Here is an 18,059-nt window from a genome sequence, read left to right on the forward strand (position 1 = left end):
ACTTATATCAGAATTGTACCTTTAAGTGCTGTCATCTCTTCATTAAAATCTCCCAAACACACATTGACCACCCTATTATCCAGTGAATCATCGCTTTCCACCTCTACACGTATATAGTTCTCCGTAAATCCATGCATCGGAGCACCTGCCTTTGATTTTTCCATCAGCACCGGCATTGTCTGCCCAATATGACGAGCATAAAAGGCCTGCGTTTTTTGGTCCGACAGTGTCAATAAACGTTGGCTACGCTGATGTTTCTCTTCCGGAGAAACCACATATTCTATTTTTAAGGCCTGCGTTCCGGGACGTTCGGAATAACTAAACACATGCAACTGTGTCACATTCAAACTCTCAATAAACTGATAAGCTCGTTCGAAATACTCCGGCGTTTCTCCACGGGTTCCCACAATCACATCCACACCGATAAAAGCATCCGGCATCACCTCTTTGATCTTCTTCACTTTCGAAGCAAAAAGAGCTGTGTCATAACGGCGGCGCATTAATTGCAAAACCTCATCACAACCGGACTGCAAAGGGATATGGAAATGAGGCATAAAACTACGGGAGCGAGATACAAATTCAATGATCTCATCAGTCAACAGATTAGGTTCTATAGAAGATATCCGATAACGTTCGATTCCATCTACCTGATCCAGTGCTTTTACCAAATCAAAAAAGCTCTCTCCTGTTGTTTTACCAAAATCTCCAATATTCACTCCGGTCAGAACAATTTCTTTTCCTCCCTCGGCAGCCGCTTGACGGGCCTGCTCAACCATGGAAGCAATAGTCCCGTTACGACTTCGCCCCCGGGCAAAAGGAATCGTGCAATAAGAACAAAAATAATCGCATCCATCCTGCACCTTCAAAAAGAAACGGGTACGGTCTCCCCGTGAACACGAGGGAGAGAATGAACGGATATCTTTGGTCGTCGTAGTGATAGCCTCTCCTTTTTCATGCTTTTGGAGGTCGCCCAGATATTGAAGCAATTCTCCTTTCTGTTCCGCTCCCAACACTACGTCCACTCCATCTATCTTTGCCACATCGCCGGGCTTCAATTGCGCATAACATCCGGTCACTACCACAAAAGCACCAGGGTGTTGTTTTACCAGACGATGAATCGCTTGCCGGCATTTCTTATCCGCCATCTCCGTCACCGAACAGGTATTTACCACACAGATATCTGCTTTCTCTCCTTTACGCGCAGTCCGAACTCCTGCCTCACGCAGAATTTTACCAATAGTTGAAGTCTCTGAAAAATTTAATTTGCAGCCTAAAGTATAATAAACGGCTGTCTTATTTTGAAATACAGTGGTATCTATCATAAGCTGTTATAAACACATTAACTTTGCAAAGTTACACATTATTATTAGTAAAACGCTTTTGGATACGAAAGTTTATTCTTATTTTTGCACAATTCACTAAAAAACGTGCAATGATTAAAGAGAATTTCATTAAACTATACGAAAATAGTTTTCGTGAAAATTGGGATCTACCTTGTTACACTGATTATGGAGAAGATACCCAATATACTTATGGGGAGGTAGCTGAAAAAATCGCCCGTTTACATCTGTTATTCAAACATTGTAGCCTCCGCAGAGGAGATAAGATTTCAGTTATCGGCAAAAACAACGCTCACTGGTGCATCGCCTATATGGCAACCATCACGTATGGAGCAATCATTGTTCCCATCCTTCAAGACTTTACGCCCAACGATGTTCATCATATCGTCAATCATTCCGAATCCGTATTTCTGTTCACCAGCGACAGCATTTGGGACAATCTGGAAGAGGAAAAACTAACGGGACTGCGAGGCGTATTCTCACTGACCGATTTCCGGTGTCTTTATCAGCGTGACGGAGAAACCATACAGAAGTTTCTGAAAAATACCGATAAAGAAATGCATTCTTTATATCCGAAAGGATTTGCCCGTGAAGATGTTCAATATACCACTTTATCCAATGATAAAGTGATGCTATTAAACTATACTTCCGGAACCACCGGTTTCAGTAAAGGAGTGATGTTGACAGGGAACAATCTGGCAGGAAATGTCACTTTTGGTATCCGCACCGAACTTCTTAAAAAGGGAGACAAAGTACTCTCTTTCCTCCCACTCGCTCATGCATACGGCTGTGCGTTCGACTTTCTGACTGCAACCGCTGTCGGCACCCATGTCACTCTGCTTGGTAAAACTCCTTCTCCGAAGATTATAATGAAGGCTTTTGAGGAAGTGAAACCCAACCTTATTATTACTGTCCCGCTAGTGATCGAAAAGATATATAAGAATATCATCCAGCCACTCATTAATAAAAAAGGTATGAAGTGGGCACTCAATATTCCGCTACTCGACACACAGATCTACAACCAGATACGCAAAAGACTGATTGATGCACTGGGAGGTCGGTTTAAGGAAATCATTATCGGCGGCGCCGCTATGGACAAGGAAGTAGAAGAATTCTTCTACAAAATAAAATTCCCTTTTACTATAGGTTACGGTATGACGGAATGTGGACCACTAATCAGTTATGCCCCTTGGGATGAATTTGTACTAGGCTCTTCCGGAAAGATTCTGGATATAATGGAAGCACGTATCTATAAAGAAAACCCTGAAGCAGAAACCGGAGAAATCCAGGTCCGGGGGGAGAACGTGATGGTAGGATATTACAAGAACCAGGAAGCAACAGAGGAAGTATTCACACAAGACGGCTGGCTACGCACGGGTGACCTCGGTAGCATGGACAACAGCGGGAATATTTTCATCCGGGGACGGCTCAAAACCATGATCTTAAGTTCAAGCGGACAGAACATCTTCCCCGAAGAGTTGGAAACAAAACTGAATAACCTGCCTTTCATTCTTGAAAGTCTCGTTATCGAGCGCAACAAAAAATTAGTAGCACTCGTTTATGCCGATTATGAAGCGTTGGATTCTCTCGGATTAAACAATCCGAATAACCTAAAAACAATCATGGATGAAAATCTTAAGAATCTGAACAGCAATGTAGCCGCTTATGAAAAAATCAGCAGAATCCAACTTTATCCTACGGAATTTGAAAAAACTCCCAAAAGAAGCATAAAAAGATACCTATATAACAGTATTGCTGTCGATTAGCATGTTCTAAAACATACGAAAGAGGGAGAAAAGTGGCTAGTTACAAAAAAAAATATAAAAAAAGTTGGTGTTTCGAGAACAACGTATTGAAAAAGTACATACCTTTGCAACGTTTTAATAAAGCAATTGATTGTATTACGTTTTTAAAAAGCAAAGAAAATGAAAAAATTAGTTTTGATGGCCGTAGCTATCGTAGCAGTATCATTCGCATCATGTGGTAACAAAGCAGCTGACGCAGCAAAAGCAACTGCAGATTCTATCCGTATCGCTGACTCAATCGCAGCAGTAGAAGCAGCAGCTCTTGAAGCTGAACAAGCAGCAGCAGCCGCAGCAGATTCTTTGAATGCTGATAGCACTGCAATTGTAGCTGAATAATTCAGACACAACTTAGAGAGAATTGAAAGTCTGCCATGCGAAAGCATGCACAGACTTTTTTTTATGCCTTTATTTTAGCAATTCACACGCTATTTAGCGTATGAACTCTTCACAAAAGGAGCATCCAACAAATAATCCAAGCTCACTTCCACACTTTCTTCTACCGGCATACTATAACCCTCGATTTCAGCAACGAGATAGTTAACACCTGCAGTTTTTGCATTCTTAAAGATAGCGTCAAAACCTACCATTCCACTTTGTCCGATCTCTCTGTGATCCTTAACATGGAATATCTTGAAGCGGCCGGGATATTTATTAAAATAATCAACAGGACTGTTTTGTCCGCGAACTACCCAATAAAGGTCCATCTGGAAGAAGACATATTCAGGATTCGTATGTTCCAGCATATAATCATACATCACTTTATCTTCTACTTTCTGAAATTCATGAGCGTGATTATGATATCCAAACGACAGACCTTGTTGTTTACAACGCTTGCCTATCTCATTATAATATGCACAATACGTATCCAAATCCTTGAGCGTCTTAGGTACATCCATCCACGGAGCTACAATATATTTCATACCGGCAGCTTTATGATCGGCAATACACTGATCCCACCATTCAAGTGATTTCGAATAGTCACCGGAAGCAAGTTCTTCTTTCGACAGTCCACGCGTACAGTGTGAAGACAAGACTTTTAATCCAGCCGATTCTACATCTTTCTTAAATTGTTGAGGAGTCCGGTCATAAAATTTACCGTTGTTATAATTGGCAGCTTCAACACCGGTATATCCCATGTTTGCCAATTTCTTCAGAAGAGCAGTATAAGTGGGGTCACACTTACCATCTTTATTGTCTACTTTATTCAATATATCTCTGACAGAATAGAGTTGAATAGCTACTTCTTTTTTAGCTTTCTTCTTTGTTTGCGCTGTCATTGCCTGTGGAATCATGAAAAGAGCAGCCAACGCACATAAATAAATTTTTGTTTTCATATAATAGATATCAGGGGATTACAATTATTAGATTTATATAGAAAAAAACAGGCACGGATTACACAGACTTCACGGTTACTCTATGGCAATCGCCATTCAAAAAAACGTGAAATACGTGTAACCAGTGCCCTTTTATTGCTATTTGATTAGTCCAAAACCTTCACGCGGATGTTGCGGAACCAAACATCATCACCGTGATCTTGCAAACCGATGAAACCTTCGTGATTTTCGCCACCACAGTTATTCAGCAATTCAAATGCCAAAGGCCATTTATCTTCGCTGAACTTACTTGCCTGCAACATATCAGTCCATTGTTTTGTCCACAAATGATATTCAAGTACGTTTTCATCGTTTTGTCCGTGAACCACTGTACCTTTATAAACCATAATCTTAGCCTTGTTCCATTCGCCAAACGGTTTAGAGTTTTGAGGAACTGCCGGAATCATGTCATACAAAGAAGCCGACTGACGATTGTTATCTTTACCCAATTTAGCATCCGGATGATTGGCATTATCCAGGATCTGATATTCAGGTGCGGAAATATAAATAGGTTCAAGCACATCATTACCATCTTTGTCTTTAGAAGTAACTTCCTGAGCTAAATACAGAATACCTGAATTGCTACCTTTAGCAACCTTCCATTCCAATTCCAACTCGAAGTTTTTAAATTTGTGAGCAAAGATCAAGTCACCACCATCACCGTCTTGAGCTTCACCGCCGCCAGAACCGTTGAATTTAATACAGCCATCTTCGATTGTCCATTTAGTAGGAACACGGTCTTTTCCATAACCACGCCATCCGTTAAATGTTTCACCATCAAAGATTGTGATATAACCATTTTCGTCAACAGGCAGATTCAAACTATCAGTTTCCGGTGCTTTCAATGATTTAGAGTAAGACAATGCAACTTTGCTCGGTTCTTCCTGAGCATTTGCTTTTTTCTGACCACCGCAAGAAGCAAAAACTCCTGCAGCAAGACAACAACAAGCTAATGGATAAAATACTTTTTTCATGATAATAACGATTTAATTTTTTATCTTTAATTTCTAATTTATCTCGGCATATCAGGCAGTCTCCAGCCGTCACGATAAGTATGTTTCACTAATTCAGCAGCAAACTGTTTCGCATTAATCGGATCAGTCCATGTCTTGTCAAATGTCGGATGACCATCATGAATCTTGAATCCGTCTTTGATAACGGTACGGATCGTTTCGTTATCACCGATATTCGTAAAGCACATGTTAGCTCCATCCCATTCAAGAGTCTTATTCAGCGCTTGCAAACGAATAGCCAATACACCCATTGCTACCATTTCATTCATTGGTCCGGCTTCTGAGAAATCAGACTTAGTCATGATACGGTTAGATTTATTTTCTTTACATGCACGTACCCAGTCCATTTCGTGACCACCGTTCATAGCATTGGGAACACGACGGCAAACCTTTGGCGCATTTGGTTTACGACCAGAAAGCAACCAAGGATTCTGTCCATAACATCCGCAAATCAAAGTATCTTTCGTTCCGTGGAAAATAGTCAAACCACCACCACTCTGCATCAGTTGTTTTCCTTCCGGGAATCCTTTCGGACGTTCAGGCATCATACCGCCATCGTACCAATGTACTTCCACTTCAGGCATAGCTACTTTCGGCATATTTTCACGAGCAGGGAAAATCATTTTCACATGCTGTGCCTGCGGAGCACAAGCATTCAACAATAAAGTAGATGATCCTTCCACTTTGGTAGGATATTGCAATTTCAATGCTCTAAACGGCTGATGCAAAATATGGCAAGCCATATCACCTAATGCACCTGTTCCATAATCCCACCATCCACGCCAGTTCCAAGGATGATAAATAGCATTGTAAGGATTCATTTTAGCAGGACCTGTAAACAAATCCCAATTCAATGTACTAGGAATACGGTCTACACCTTCAGGAACATTCAATCCTTGCGGCCAAATAGGACGGTCTGTTGCACATTCCACCTTAGTTATATCACCGATTTCACCATTCCAAATCCATTCGCATACCAAATCCGTACCTTCGTCCGATGAACCCTGATTACCCATCTGAGTAACAACACCTGTTGAAGCAGCTAAATTTGTCAATAAACGAGATTCATAAACAGAGTGGGTCAACGGCTTCTGACAGTACACGTGTTTTCCCATTGTCATTGCATCAGCAGTGATGATAGCATGAGTATGATCGGCAGTTGCAATAATCACACCGTCGATAGATTTACCCATTTCCTCATACATCTTACGATAGTCCCAGTATTTTTTAGCCTTGGGGAATTCGTCGAACACACCTTTTGCATACTTCCAATCCACATCACAAAGAGCCACAATATTTTCAGTGCCCTTTACGTGATTAATATTGGCATGTCCCATACCACCAATACCCACGGCTGCAAGATTTAGTTTGTCAGTAGGCGAAATATGCCCGTGGCTCATACCTAAAATAGTACTGGGAGCAATAGTAATGCCTGCTAAAGCAGCAGCCCCCGTTTTGAGAAACTTTCTCCTCGAAATGTTTGACATGATTTTATTTATTTAAGGGTTAATAATCTTTGGAAGGTTGCCATGCAACAATCCATATCCATTTTTCATGTTTCTTCTTCGCTCGCGTATTTGCTCCAGAGTGCGCAAATTACCAATAGCGGGCAAATCGTGTTTGCGTGTGTCTTTCAAGAATGTCCACGCATATTCGGATGCAATGGCCGAATCGCGCATGGACGGTAAGCGGGAACTGCGCTTTCCGGTTTCTACCGAATCAGCAAACAGGTCACACAACACGTCTATATTCTTGCCACCGAAAGGCTTCTCCACACGAATGGTCTGATTGACACCGTGTAGATCGACAACAGCGGTATTGAAATCATGCGTCATACGCACAACTCCTTTTGTACCTATAATATCCACATACGAATTATGTGTCTGGTCTTTAGATAATTGTCCATAAACAAAGCCCTGAGTAATATCAAAGACTACACCATTTTGGAAAGTTCCGTGACATTGTACCCACCAAGGATCTTTATAATTCCACATATTCACTCCCTGGGCATTCCATGTTCTATAATCACAGCCTGCATACCAACGGGTAATATCGACATAGTGCATTCCACAATCATGGAAAGCCGGCCCCTCATACTCATGCCCTTCGCCCGGTGCCAAGCCGGGAGTCATGTGGCAAATACGGATAATAGCCAGTTCTCCAATCTCTCCCTGCTCGATATACTCTTTCATTAGATTATGGTACCAGGAATTCCGCAGATACAAGTTTACCGCAGAAATGAGGTTGGTATTTTCTGTCATTTCCACGACCTTCCACTCATTTTCCATGGTATCTGCAATCGGTTTTTCTGAAATAATGTGTTTGCCGTAGCGAATAGCTTTTTCTATTTGTTCCATCCGCGAGTCGGCCAAAGTGAAAAGACCGACTACCTGTACACTTTCATCCTCAAAAACTTTTTGATTATCTTCTACTATAAGAGATTCAGGAGATAACTTCTTAGCCAATTGACGTGATTCCGGATCGGTATCGCAAATATAAGCAATATTCCATCGCCCACTTTTTGTCATCGCTTCCCAATAGAATCTTCCCATTCTACCGAAACCGATAATTCCAACTTTAATTCTCGTGTCTACTGAAGATTGCGTGTTCATAATAAAACATAGTGAATTTAAGTACAAATAATAGATAAAGTATCAATTTTCACCATCAAGCTGATGAGTAAAAAACTGATATTGCAAATCTAGCCAAATAAATAACGGCTTATTTGACTTACACTACTTTATGTAGATAGCAAATTAGTATTTCTCCCTATTAATCAAACACTTAACGCTTTAAGTATATCCCAAAAATGTAGATGATTTGGAAAGGGGGTCAGCAGTAAAATGATAATTATGTCTCTTGAGTTGAACTAATTTTCATAATTTCGTTCTCAAATTCATCTCTGTCGACAGCAGCTTTATTTCTCATCTTCGTACGATAATTATAAACCGTACTTGTAGAGCACCGGAGGAAGTTCGCTATCTTCCCACTATCCGTAATACCCAAACGTAATAAAGCATAAATACGAAGTTCCCTATTCAATAAAGCATCCGGTTTTAAAATAATCTTCTCTTCATCTTTCAATAAAGCATTAAAATCTGAAACAAAAGTAGGATACAAACCTAAAAAGACCTTATCGAAACGGGCATACAATGCACTAAGCTCTTCATCAATAAGCGCGGACGACTTTAGTTTCTTAATCAACTCGTCATAGTACTTATTAATAGCTATTTTATACAACATATTCTGGAATTTCTCCATTTTGTGGATATAGCTAAAGCACACATCGAAAAATTCGGCTATATAATATTCCTTTATACCATTAATTTCATACAACTGATTATTGGTGTCATTCAACTGGCTGTTCATACTATTCAGTTTATTGTTCAGCCGCAGAAGTTCTTCATTACTTTGTGCCAATGCCTGCTTTATTTTCAACGTTTTCTTCATCTGAATATAGATAAAAACAACGAGCAGAATCAAAAGGAAAAGGATAACGCTTGTAGAAATAAGAAAAGTAGTCAGATGCGATCTCGATTTAGCCTGTTCCGCCTGATAGGCAGTATTGATAATAGAATTGAATTTATAGATTTCGATTGCACGGAAATGAATGCCGGAAGAAATTACATCATCAATAGCAGACTGTGTAAACTTAAAAGCATCGGCCAGATTCTTTTCTTCGTATTGTATCAATGCAAGAGATTGAAGAGAGGCATTTTCACGTGTTGCATTCCGGGTATCGGCAATCGCCGACAACATCAGATATTTTTTTTCCTCATCATATTTCTTCTGATGGTGGCATAACCTGGAATACGAATGAGTAATCATGGCATAATTAGGCGTTCCTACCTCCTCAATATCCAACAATTCCTTAAAAATTTCCTTCGATTTTAAGGTATCACGCCAGATATAATAAGAAGCTTGTGACATCCGGTAATCCCAAGAAGTATGATCTATGAGAGCAAACAGTGAATCCTGATAAGCAGATTGTTGCTTTCCATACAGATTGTTGGCAACAGAAATGGAGTAATGCCCCCAGAAACTGGAGTAAGTCTGATAATAGTCTATTAATAAATCTTTGGGGAGTTCTGAAGTCTTTATACTTTTCAAAAGAATCTCGGCTTCGCGGAACCTGCCGCACATCGAATACAAAAGACTAAGATTTAAAGACGACTGATTGGTAAAATAAGGTTTATTCAACTGGTGGGAAATCTCGATATTACGATCAACATAATGAATGGCCGAATCAATATGAAACTTTTTATACTCGCTATATAACCGTAAATTGATTCTATACTCCCCTTCAAGAGTCAAACCGGGACTTTTCAACATACATTTTATCCGGTTTATCCTCTCCTCTTTCTTTTGAACATAGACATGCTTCTCATCTATCACTCTACGCAAAGAATCCGTCAATAGCTTCAACTCATCATTCGCATAAAGGACACTGCCAATTCCCAAAGCAATCAGCAGAAGCAAAAACCTCTTCTTCAGAAAACAACAGTTGAATTTCATAATAGTAATAGCAAAGATAACAAAAAAAGCGATTCATCCATTCAGAACAAATCGCTTTTTGTATATGAAGTAAATTTGCTCTTATTCAGCAACTACTTCGAAAGGAATTTCTACCGAAACTTCCTTGTGAAGCTTAACAATAGCCTTATAGCTACCAACTTCTTTCACAGCGTCTTTTACAACGATGATCTTTCTGTCAACTTCATGACCCAGCTTAGACAAAGCCTCAGCGATCTGGATGTTACCAACAGAACCGAAGATAGTACCGGTTGAGCTAACTTTAGTTGCAATAGTCAAAGAAACGCCTTCCAACTTAGCAGCCATAGCCTCAGCATCTTTCTTGATTTTCTCAAGTTTGTGAGCGCGCTGTTTCAGTTCTTCAGCCAACATTTTCTTTGCAGAAGGAGAAGCGATGACAGCTTTTCCAGTCGGGATCAGATAATTACGACCGTATCCGGATTTCACGTTTACGATATCGTTCTTATAACCCAAGTTTACTACGTCTTCTTTCAATATAATTTCCATACTTTTCCTCCTTCTTATTTCATCATGTCAGTTACATAAGGCAGCAATGCCAAGTGACGAGCTCTCTTCACAGCCTGCGCGATACGACGTTGGAACTTCAAAGAAGTACCTGTAATACGACGCGGAAGGATTTTTCCTTGTTCATTCAAGAATTTCTTCAAGAATTCAGGATCTTTGTAGTCGATATACCTAATACCACTCTTTTTGAAACGGCAGTATTTTTTCTTCTTAACATCTACTGACGGCGGAGTCAAATATCTGATTTCTGATTGAACTTGTTGTGCCATGATTAATCCTCCTTTTTGTTTGATTTAACACTTCTTCTTTTTGCAGCGTATTCAGCAGCATACTTATCCATCTTGAAAGTCAAGAAACGGATTACGCGTTCATCACGACGGAAATTAAGTTCCAGCTTGTCAATTACAGTAGGATCTGCATTGAACTCAATCAGTTGGTAAAAACCTGTAGACTTCTTCTGAATTGGGTAAGCCAATTTCTTCAGTCCCCAGTTTTCTTCATTGATAATCTCAGCACCTTCAGCTTGAAGAACGCCTTTGAATTTTTCTACCGCTTCCTTCATCTGAACATCAGACAAAACGGGAGTTAAAATGAAAACGGTTTCGTATTGATTCATACTTCGTTTAATTAAATAAATAAATTATTTGATTTTAAATGCGGGTGCAAAGTTAGACATTTTATTTTGAACTACAAATATTTAATCTTTTTTTGTATCCGAAGATAGGATTTATCCGGGAAGTGACTTACCTTTGCAAAGTTGTTTAAACAATAATTTCATGATAGAGCAATTTAATTTCGATATCCGGCTTATATTCGCCATACTAAATGGCAAAGTTTCCGCGGCAATCAACCGTAAACTGTACCGTAACTTTCGTCAGAACGGACTGGAAATCAGTCCGGAGCAATGGACGGTACTCATTTTTCTGTGGGAAAAAGACGGTGTTACACAACAAGAGTTGTGTAATGCAACTTTTAAAGACAAACCCAGCATGACCCGTTTGATAGACAATATGGAACGGCAGCATCTTGTTGTGCGCATTTCCGATAAAAAAGACCGCCGTACCAATTTGATCCACCTGACTAAAGATGGAAAAGAACTGGAAGAAAAAGCGCGCGTCATTGCCGGCCAGACTCTGAAAGAGGCTCTTCATGGCATCACCCTCGACGAATTGAGCATTGGCCAGGAGGTACTGAAAAAGGTATTCTATAATACGAAAGATTAAGCAGAAGAACAGATCTTAAAATCATAAAATCCACTAAATCGTGCATTTATAATGGAATTTTTATCCAAATAATTTCGCCCGTTAAAGAATTATGCTTTAATTTGTGACTGGAATATTATAATCTATTAAAAATACACACGCATGAAAGGCTTATTAAAGAACTTAGGATTGATATTAATCTTGGCCGGAGTAGTCATCCTGTTGGCTTGTTCCTTTACGGGAAATGTAAACAACAACGCCATCCTGGGTACTTCAGTAGTACTTGTAGTACTGGGACTCATTTCTTATATTATTATTAATAAGAAAATCGCTGATTAATTTCGCTGAAAATCAATAAAAAATCCCGGAAACGAATGCTTCCGGGATTTTTTATTTGTAGTCATCTCAAATGCGATTATTAAGATTCAACTTCCGGGGTAATCAGCTTATAGCCTTTTCCGTGGATATTGATAATCTCGATAGAATCATCTTCTTTCAGATGCTTACGTAGTTTCGTGATATACACGTCCATACTACGGGCATTGAAATAGTTATCGTCGATCCAGATCGTTTTCAAAGCAAAGTCACGTTGCAAAATCTCATTTGCATGTGCACAAAGCAATCCGAGCAGTTCAGATTCTTTGGTAGTCAGTTTAGTCTGTTTGCCTTCTGACGACAGAATTTGTTTCTGTGTATCGAAAGTAAACTTACCAATCTTATAGATATTGCTTTCTTTGTTCTTCTTTCCACGAACACGTCTCAAGATTGCTTCAATTCTGAACGTCAATTCTTCCATACTAAACGGTTTGGTGATATAATCATCCGCACCGATTTTAAATCCTTCCAGGATATCTTCTTTCAGCGTTTTAGCAGTCAGGAAGATAATAGGAATTTCAGCATTTGCTGCACGGACATCCTGTGCCAGTGTGAAGCCGTCTTTTTTAGGCATCATTACGTCGAACACGCACAAGTCATATTTATTCTTCAAGAAAGCCTTATAACCGGCTTCTCCATCAGGATATAACTCAGCAGAATAACCTTTTGCCTGTAGATATTCTCTTAAAAGCATGCCAAGATTTTCGTCATCCTCGCATAATAAAATACGCAGTTTCTCGTCCATATCAATTATTTTTTAATAAAGGTAATGCAATAATAAATTTAGTTCCCACGTTCAGGTCACTTTCCGCCCGGATGGTTCCCTTATGATCCAATATAATTTTTCTCACATAAGCCAATCCTAGTCCAAAGCCCTTCACATCGTGCAGATTACCCGTATGCACACGATAGAACTTTTCAAATATTTTTTTCAGGTTCTCCTTCTTGATACCAATACCGTTATCCTGTATCGAAATCATCAGTTTACCCGACTCATTCCACGTTCTCACTTTCAGTTCCAAATCCTCTTCCGGTTTCTTATATTTCACCGCGTTATCCATCAGATTAAAGATTACATTTGTAATATGCATCTCATCTGCAAATATAACAGGATCGGTAGCCTCAAGGTTCGATGTTATCTTACCATTATATCGTTCCACTTTCAGAGCAAAGGTATTGACAACACCTGCAATCAATTCATTCGCATCAATCTCCTTCATCTTCAAAGTTGCCTTCTGACGTTCGAACATCGACATCTGGAGCACCTTTTCCACCTGGAAGCGCAAGCGCTTGGTTTCATCATTAATCACTCCCGATATATGCTGGAACATCTGCGGTGATTTTCCTACCGCGGGATCTTTCAACATCTGTGCTGCCAATGAAATGGTAGATATCGGTGTTTTAAATTCGTGCGTCATATTATTGATAAAGTCATTCTTCATTTCCGTCAGTTTCTTTTGCCGGAATACGATATAAATCGTAAAGATGAATGTCACTAACAATACCAGCGTAAATATCAGCGACGGAATCATGAAACTGATTGAGTCAAAGATATAATCTTTCTTACCCGGAAAGTGCACTTTCAATATGCTCATTTTTGCAGGCGGATCATTTTTGAACAATGCCTGCTGATAAGCGTCTTCACTTCCCTTTGCCTCATAATCCGCACAACGATAGACTTCCCTACCGTCTTTGTCAATCACCGTAAAGTGATAAGGCAAGTCTATACTATTATTATATAAGCTCGATTTCAGATAGTCATCCAGTTCTTTGAACCGTACCCTGTCTCCAATCGATTTGTCACTTCCCCGATAAATCATCTGCCAGGCCACTTCATCGAGTAACGCCCGTTGATACATATACCGATTCTTGATGGCTTCCACTAATGAACGCGAAGTTTCCGGAATGGTCTTTGTTCCCCTATAAGGAGAAATCATAGCCTTTGGAAGCTCGGAGGGCTTAGTGGTCATCACTTTCAGCTCAAAATCCGAATATACTTTTCCATCCTTAGACTTCACCGTGAACCGTTGCGTTTGCTGAATCAAGTTGTCTTGTTGTATGGAAGCGTTATTCGCAATCAGCGCTTTTCTTTCCGCTTCTGAAATATCTTCGATCAACCAACGTCTGGTCTCTGCATATTCCACATCCTTGGAAACCTGATCCAGGCTATTGCGTACAGCCGAATCAAACTGTTCCTTACGGGTTTTCATCATTTCCTCGATATAACTAACCTGCAAATACAGCAGGCTAAGGAAGGAAAGCCCCATTACAATACCTAATATCCAAATTGTTGACTTCTTCATAGCAACAAAATTAACACTCCCTAATTAACACTCCTAATGCATTAACTTGATTTAACCGGAACTTCCCGGAAATTAACCGTAAGGAGCTATTTAGGTTGTATTCTGATTACTACAACAATAAAACCCCTCCTTTGGTTTGCAAATTTAATAAAAAATTAAATCTTTTCCTTGCGTTTTTCCATTTTTATTAATCATAGTTAAACAAAAAACGGCATCTTTTGGGCGAATTAGTTAAATTAAGAATGACTATTAACACAAAACGACTAAATTCATTGAGAAAAAAGCCTATAAAAATAGTAGAAGAGAATAAAAGTATAAATATCTACTCTTCCTGATAAGGTTCAATTGAGACTAGTTCGTATTCACAAATGAGAGGCAGATTAGGACTGGTTGCACTACGCAGGTTCAAAAAGTTGGTATCCGTCCAGATGGTGATTTTCCCACCTACACCCATCAGTTTTATTATTTCCAAGAAGTCCGGAGATGGAAACCTGTTGTATGAGAAACATCTGTCTATTTCATATTCACATGAGTTTTCTCCTCCAGCCACTCCTCCCAACTGGACTGTTTGCCGATAGTTCATTCTGCAAATGTCAGTGTCCCGGTTGATTCGTTCGTTACTACCCATCTTATCTATACGATAAAGCACTCCGCTTTTACTACGCTGTATACCCGGAGTCTTAGCTTCAATTTCTGCAAAGTACTGTTTAGCTTTGACCAGATTGCGCGCAGGCAGACGTTTTTCATAAAAGTCTCTCAACAAATTTTCTGCCTGTTCTCTTCCCAACAATGGTTTAGGATTATCTGTTAACGCATCATGCATTCCTTTAATAAGAATATCCGGATTTTGTTCGAACAGAACGATTTCTTTTCTAAACTTATCCTGATAAAAGAGAATCCCATAAACAATAGCCAACGAATCCAGATTGACAGGGCACCCGGCATTTTGTGCATCAAAGAAATCATGTATTTTGTGGTTGGCATCAGGATACGATATAGGCTGACGCCCGGCAAAAGCCATGCGCAAAACATTTGTAATCGTATCAAAATTGCATTTCTCTATATCCGGAACTGCTCCTTTTATAAACCAGAAGATATTCGCTTCCTGTTCTTTATATTCGCACACAGTACAGTAACCTGCCGCATAACTCAATGAATCGACTTCAGTACGCATCTTTAAACCCGATGTAGCACAAGAGCACAACATCATATTCACCAAGATTATCAATAATTGGATAGTCAGTGTTTTATTGTTCATTTCGTTTAAATCAATGTGTTTTGTTTGGAATCTACAAAAAGAGAGCATCCGCGATGGACACCCTCTTTCTTTGTATTATAATCAACTATCCGGAGTTAAATCTGAAATTCCGGAGAAGTTATCTTTATTCTTCTGTCTGCTTAGCCTCAAAGTCTTTCATCAACTTATCCTGAACATCTGCCGGAACAAGCTCATAACTAGAGAACTTCATAATAAACGAAGCACGTCCGCCGGTGAGTGAGCTAAGAGCTGTAGAGTAGGACGACATTTCTTTCAAAGGAACTTTAGCAACCAGTTTCTCAAAACCTTTTTCGCTACTCATACCCATAATCATGGCACGACGTCCCTGAAGATCTCCCATCACATCTCCCATCCTATCAGACGGAACAAACACTTCTACATCATAAATCGGTTCCAGAATTTTCGGACCGGCGTTCTTGAAGGCTTCACTAAAGGCATTACGTCCGGCAAGCATAAAGGAGATTTCATTAGAATCTACCGGGTGCATCTTACCATCATAAACAATGACACGCACATCACGAGCATACGAACCTGTCAACGGACCTTGCTCCATACGAGACATAATACCTTTCATAATAGCAGGCAGGAAGCGTGCATCGATAGAACCACCGACGATACTGTTGATAAACACCAGTTTACCACCCCATTCCAATGGTATCTCTTCCGTACCTCTCACGGTAATCTTAAATTCCTGCCCATTGAACTTATACGTATCGGGCACAGGCATACCTTCTTTATAAGGTTCTATAATCAGGTGAACTTCACCAAACTGACCGGCACCACCGGATTGTTTCTTATGACGATAGTCGGCGCGGGCGGCTTTTGTAATCGTTTCACGATACGGAATCTTCGGTTCTTCGTATTTCACCTGAAGTTTTTCATTGTTTTCCAAACGCCATTTCAATGTACGAAGATGGAATTCTCCCTGTCCGTGTACCAAAGTCTGTTTTAATTCCTTTGACTGTTCGATCACCCAGGTAGGATCTTCTTCACGCATACGGTTCAGAATGCCCATCATCTTTTCCACATCCGCTTCATTCACCGGCTTGATGGCACGGGTATATTTAGAATTCGGATATTTGATAAAGTTGAATTTATAGTCGCAATCCTTACCGTTCAGCGTATTACCGGTTTTCACATCTTTCAGTTTCACAGCAGCACCGATATCACCGGCTTGCAGCTCTTCCACCTTGACGCGGTTACCACCGGCTACCACATAAATTTGCGCAATACGTTCCTTCGAACCACGGTCGGCATTCAGCAAGTCGTCTCCTTCATGAACTTTACCGCTCATTACTTTGAAATAAGAAACTTCACCGATATGCGGCTCCACACTGGTCTTGAAGAAATAAAGGGATTCCGGTCCGTTAGCGTCCGGAGCCACTTCTTTACCTTCCGTATTCTGTACCTTCGGCATTTCAGAAACAAAAGGAACAACATTACCCAAGAATTCCATCAAGCGGCGAACGCCCATATCCTTACCTCCACAAACACAGAATACAGGGAACATACCTCTGGCGATCAATCCCTTACGGATACCTTCGCGCATTTCATCTTCTGTAAGAGAATCTTGTTCGAAGAACTTCTCCATCAAACCTTCATCATTTTCGGCAGCAGCTTCTACCAATGCTTTGTGCATCTCCATAGCCTTATCCATTTCTTCTGCCGGAATATCTTCGATGGTCGGAGCCCCTCCTTCGGGTTTCCACGAATATTTCTTCATCAACAGCACGTCGATCAGCGCATTAAAGCCCGGGCCGGTAGCTATTGGATATTGGATAGGAACAACCTTAGAGCCATAAGCCTCTTTCAGCTGTTCGAGGATATTATCATAATCGCATTTTTCATTATCAAGCTGGTTGACTAGAAAAATAACAGGTTTATTCAGCTTTTCTGTATAACGGAAGTGATTTTGTGTACCGACTTCGACGCCGTATTGGCCATTAAGAAGAATAATTGCTGTGTCGGTCACATTTAGTGCAGTTACTGTACTACCTACGAAGTCGTCCGATCCCGGACAGTCAATAATATTAAGTTTTTTGTTATTCCATTCTACATGGAGAACGGTGGAGAAAACGGAGTAACCATACTCTTGTTCAACAGGGAAATAATCGCTAACAGTATTCTTTGCGGCAACAGATCCGCGACGTTTTATAACACCACTCTCGAAAAGCATCGCTTCCACGAGAGTGGTTTTCCCAGAGCCAGAACTTCCCAACAAGGCAATGTTCTTGATTTCATTAGTCTGATATACTTTCATAATATATAAGATTTTAGTAATTACTCAGTATGTTTCTCACATACCATTAAT

General features: G+C 40.1%; 17 protein-coding genes. 4 read left to right on the forward strand and 13 right to left on the reverse strand.

Annotation, left to right across the window (positions count from 1 at the left end; translation table 11 throughout):
* Positions 1–2: 2 nt before the first annotated feature.
* The gene (mtaB, locus tag DXB58_RS07300) at positions 3–1,322 is read right to left on the reverse strand and encodes a tRNA (N(6)-L-threonylcarbamoyladenosine(37)-C(2))-methylthiotransferase MtaB (protein WP_117934251.1); all 1,320 of its coding nucleotides are present in this window, start codon (positions 1,320–1,322) and stop codon (positions 3–5) included.
* A gap of 110 nt (positions 1,323–1,432) precedes the next feature.
* Between mtaB and DXB58_RS07305 the strand changes: the two genes are divergently transcribed.
* Together DXB58_RS07305 and DXB58_RS07315 are read left to right on the forward strand one after the other, a co-directional pair.
* The gene (locus DXB58_RS07305) at positions 1,433–3,106 is read left to right on the forward strand and encodes a long-chain fatty acid--CoA ligase (RefSeq protein WP_117934253.1); all 1,674 of its coding nucleotides are present in this window, start codon (positions 1,433–1,435) and stop codon (positions 3,104–3,106) included.
* Positions 3,107–3,265: 159 nt separating this feature from the next.
* Positions 3,266–3,481 (forward strand): hypothetical protein, encoded by a 216-nt coding sequence (locus DXB58_RS07315; RefSeq protein WP_117934257.1) that lies wholly within the window; start codon positions 3,266–3,268, stop codon positions 3,479–3,481.
* Positions 3,482–3,570: 89 nt separating this feature from the next.
* Here DXB58_RS07315 and DXB58_RS07320 read toward each other — a convergent pair whose 3' ends face one another.
* The 8 genes from DXB58_RS07320 to rpsF all read right to left on the reverse strand — a co-directional run bounded on the left by DXB58_RS07320 (position 3,571) and on the right by rpsF (position 11,205).
* On the reverse strand, positions 3,571–4,479 hold the full coding sequence (locus tag DXB58_RS07320; protein ID WP_117934259.1) for a sugar phosphate isomerase/epimerase: 909 nt from the start codon (positions 4,477–4,479) through the stop codon (positions 3,571–3,573).
* A gap of 146 nt (positions 4,480–4,625) precedes the next feature.
* Positions 4,626–5,492 carry a DUF1080 domain-containing protein gene (locus DXB58_RS07325; protein WP_004299334.1) on the reverse strand — a complete coding sequence of 289 codons (867 nt, stop codon included), beginning with the start codon at positions 5,490–5,492 and terminating at the stop codon, positions 4,626–4,628.
* 38 nt (positions 5,493–5,530) lie between these two features.
* The gene (locus tag DXB58_RS07330; RefSeq protein WP_074559144.1) at positions 5,531–7,018 is read right to left on the reverse strand and encodes a Gfo/Idh/MocA family oxidoreductase; all 1,488 of its coding nucleotides are present in this window, start codon (positions 7,016–7,018) and stop codon (positions 5,531–5,533) included.
* A 12-nt stretch (positions 7,019–7,030) separates the two neighbouring features.
* Positions 7,031–8,143, reverse strand: coding sequence for a Gfo/Idh/MocA family protein (locus tag DXB58_RS07335; protein WP_117934261.1), 1,113 nt, complete (start codon positions 8,141–8,143; stop codon positions 7,031–7,033).
* A 238-nt stretch (positions 8,144–8,381) separates the two neighbouring features.
* Positions 8,382–10,046 carry a DUF6377 domain-containing protein gene (locus DXB58_RS07340; protein ID WP_117934263.1) on the reverse strand — a complete coding sequence of 555 codons (1,665 nt, stop codon included), beginning with the start codon at positions 10,044–10,046 and terminating at the stop codon, positions 8,382–8,384.
* A gap of 81 nt (positions 10,047–10,127) precedes the next feature.
* On the reverse strand, positions 10,128–10,571 hold the full coding sequence (gene rplI / locus DXB58_RS07345) for a 50S ribosomal protein L9 (RefSeq protein ID WP_004299330.1): 444 nt from the start codon (positions 10,569–10,571) through the stop codon (positions 10,128–10,130).
* Between the two features lie 14 nt (positions 10,572–10,585).
* Positions 10,586–10,858, reverse strand: a complete 273-nt coding sequence (gene rpsR / locus DXB58_RS07350; RefSeq protein ID WP_002562536.1) for a 30S ribosomal protein S18 — start codon at positions 10,856–10,858, stop codon at positions 10,586–10,588.
* Between the two features lie 2 nt (positions 10,859–10,860).
* Positions 10,861–11,205, reverse strand: coding sequence for a 30S ribosomal protein S6 (gene rpsF, locus DXB58_RS07355; RefSeq protein WP_004306610.1), 345 nt, complete (start codon positions 11,203–11,205; stop codon positions 10,861–10,863).
* Positions 11,206–11,365: 160 nt separating this feature from the next.
* Here rpsF and DXB58_RS07360 point away from each other — a divergent pair, with 160 nt between their 5' ends.
* A complete protein-coding gene (locus DXB58_RS07360; protein ID WP_004299328.1) occupies positions 11,366–11,812 on the forward strand; it encodes a MarR family winged helix-turn-helix transcriptional regulator in 447 nt (148 codons plus the stop codon).
* Positions 11,813–11,953: 141 nt separating this feature from the next.
* Complete coding sequence (locus DXB58_RS27895; protein WP_167511779.1) at positions 11,954–12,130, forward strand: hypothetical protein; 177 nt, start codon at positions 11,954–11,956, stop codon at positions 12,128–12,130.
* 79 nt (positions 12,131–12,209) lie between these two features.
* Here DXB58_RS27895 and DXB58_RS07365 read toward each other — a convergent pair whose 3' ends face one another.
* From DXB58_RS07365 to DXB58_RS07380, 4 genes are all read right to left on the reverse strand, one after another.
* Positions 12,210–12,911 (reverse strand): response regulator transcription factor, encoded by a 702-nt coding sequence (locus tag DXB58_RS07365; RefSeq protein ID WP_004299326.1) that lies wholly within the window; start codon positions 12,909–12,911, stop codon positions 12,210–12,212.
* A 1-nt stretch (position 12,912) separates the two neighbouring features.
* The gene (locus DXB58_RS07370) at positions 12,913–14,469 is read right to left on the reverse strand and encodes a sensor histidine kinase KdpD (RefSeq protein ID WP_004299325.1); all 1,557 of its coding nucleotides are present in this window, start codon (positions 14,467–14,469) and stop codon (positions 12,913–12,915) included.
* A gap of 322 nt (positions 14,470–14,791) precedes the next feature.
* Positions 14,792–15,727 carry an FKBP-type peptidyl-prolyl cis-trans isomerase N-terminal domain-containing protein gene (locus tag DXB58_RS07375; RefSeq protein WP_158570810.1) on the reverse strand — a complete coding sequence of 312 codons (936 nt, stop codon included), beginning with the start codon at positions 15,725–15,727 and terminating at the stop codon, positions 14,792–14,794.
* Between the two features lie 124 nt (positions 15,728–15,851).
* On the reverse strand, positions 15,852–18,008 hold the full coding sequence (locus DXB58_RS07380) for a translation factor GTPase family protein (RefSeq protein ID WP_122136392.1): 2,157 nt from the start codon (positions 18,006–18,008) through the stop codon (positions 15,852–15,854).
* Positions 18,009–18,059: the final 51 nt, after the last annotated feature.

It is taken from the genome of Bacteroides sp. OM05-10AA (genome assembly GCF_003439055.1).
GTDB lineage: Bacteria > Bacteroidota > Bacteroidia > Bacteroidales > Bacteroidaceae > Bacteroides > Bacteroides intestinigallinarum.

Excerpts from the sequence above, each read along its gene's own strand:
- rpsR (WP_002562536.1), bottom strand. The coding sequence starts at position 10,858 with ATGGCACAACAAGTTCAATCAGAAATCAGATATTTGACTCCGCCGTCA.
- DXB58_RS07325 (WP_004299334.1), bottom strand. The coding sequence starts at position 5,492 with ATGAAAAAAGTATTTTATCCATTAGCTTGTTGTTGTCTTGCTGCAGGA.
- DXB58_RS07315 (WP_117934257.1), top strand. The coding sequence starts at position 3,266 with ATGAAAAAATTAGTTTTGATGGCCGTAGCTATCGTAGCAGTATCATTC.
- DXB58_RS07305 (WP_117934253.1), top strand. The coding sequence starts at position 1,433 with ATGATTAAAGAGAATTTCATTAAACTATACGAAAATAGTTTTCGTGAA.
- DXB58_RS07335 (WP_117934261.1), bottom strand. The coding sequence starts at position 8,143 with ATGAACACGCAATCTTCAGTAGACACGAGAATTAAAGTTGGAATTATC.
- DXB58_RS07340 (WP_117934263.1), bottom strand. The coding sequence starts at position 10,046 with ATGAAATTCAACTGTTGTTTTCTGAAGAAGAGGTTTTTGCTTCTGCTG.
- rpsF (WP_004306610.1), bottom strand. The coding sequence starts at position 11,205 with ATGAATCAATACGAAACCGTTTTCATTTTAACTCCCGTTTTGTCTGAT.
- DXB58_RS07360 (WP_004299328.1), top strand. The coding sequence starts at position 11,366 with ATGATAGAGCAATTTAATTTCGATATCCGGCTTATATTCGCCATACTA.
- DXB58_RS07375 (WP_158570810.1), bottom strand. The coding sequence starts at position 15,727 with ATGAACAATAAAACACTGACTATCCAATTATTGATAATCTTGGTGAAT.
- rplI (WP_004299330.1), bottom strand. The coding sequence starts at position 10,571 with ATGGAAATTATATTGAAAGAAGACGTAGTAAACTTGGGTTATAAGAAC.
- DXB58_RS07370 (WP_004299325.1), bottom strand. The coding sequence starts at position 14,469 with ATGAAGAAGTCAACAATTTGGATATTAGGTATTGTAATGGGGCTTTCC.
- DXB58_RS07380 (WP_122136392.1), bottom strand. The coding sequence starts at position 18,008 with ATGAAAGTATATCAGACTAATGAAATCAAGAACATTGCCTTGTTGGGA.
- DXB58_RS27895 (WP_167511779.1), top strand. The coding sequence starts at position 11,954 with ATGAAAGGCTTATTAAAGAACTTAGGATTGATATTAATCTTGGCCGGA.
- DXB58_RS07365 (WP_004299326.1), bottom strand. The coding sequence starts at position 12,911 with ATGGACGAGAAACTGCGTATTTTATTATGCGAGGATGACGAAAATCTT.
- DXB58_RS07320 (WP_117934259.1), bottom strand. The coding sequence starts at position 4,479 with ATGAAAACAAAAATTTATTTATGTGCGTTGGCTGCTCTTTTCATGATT.
- mtaB (WP_117934251.1), bottom strand. The coding sequence starts at position 1,322 with ATGATAGATACCACTGTATTTCAAAATAAGACAGCCGTTTATTATACT.
- DXB58_RS07330 (WP_074559144.1), bottom strand. The coding sequence starts at position 7,018 with ATGTCAAACATTTCGAGGAGAAAGTTTCTCAAAACGGGGGCTGCTGCT.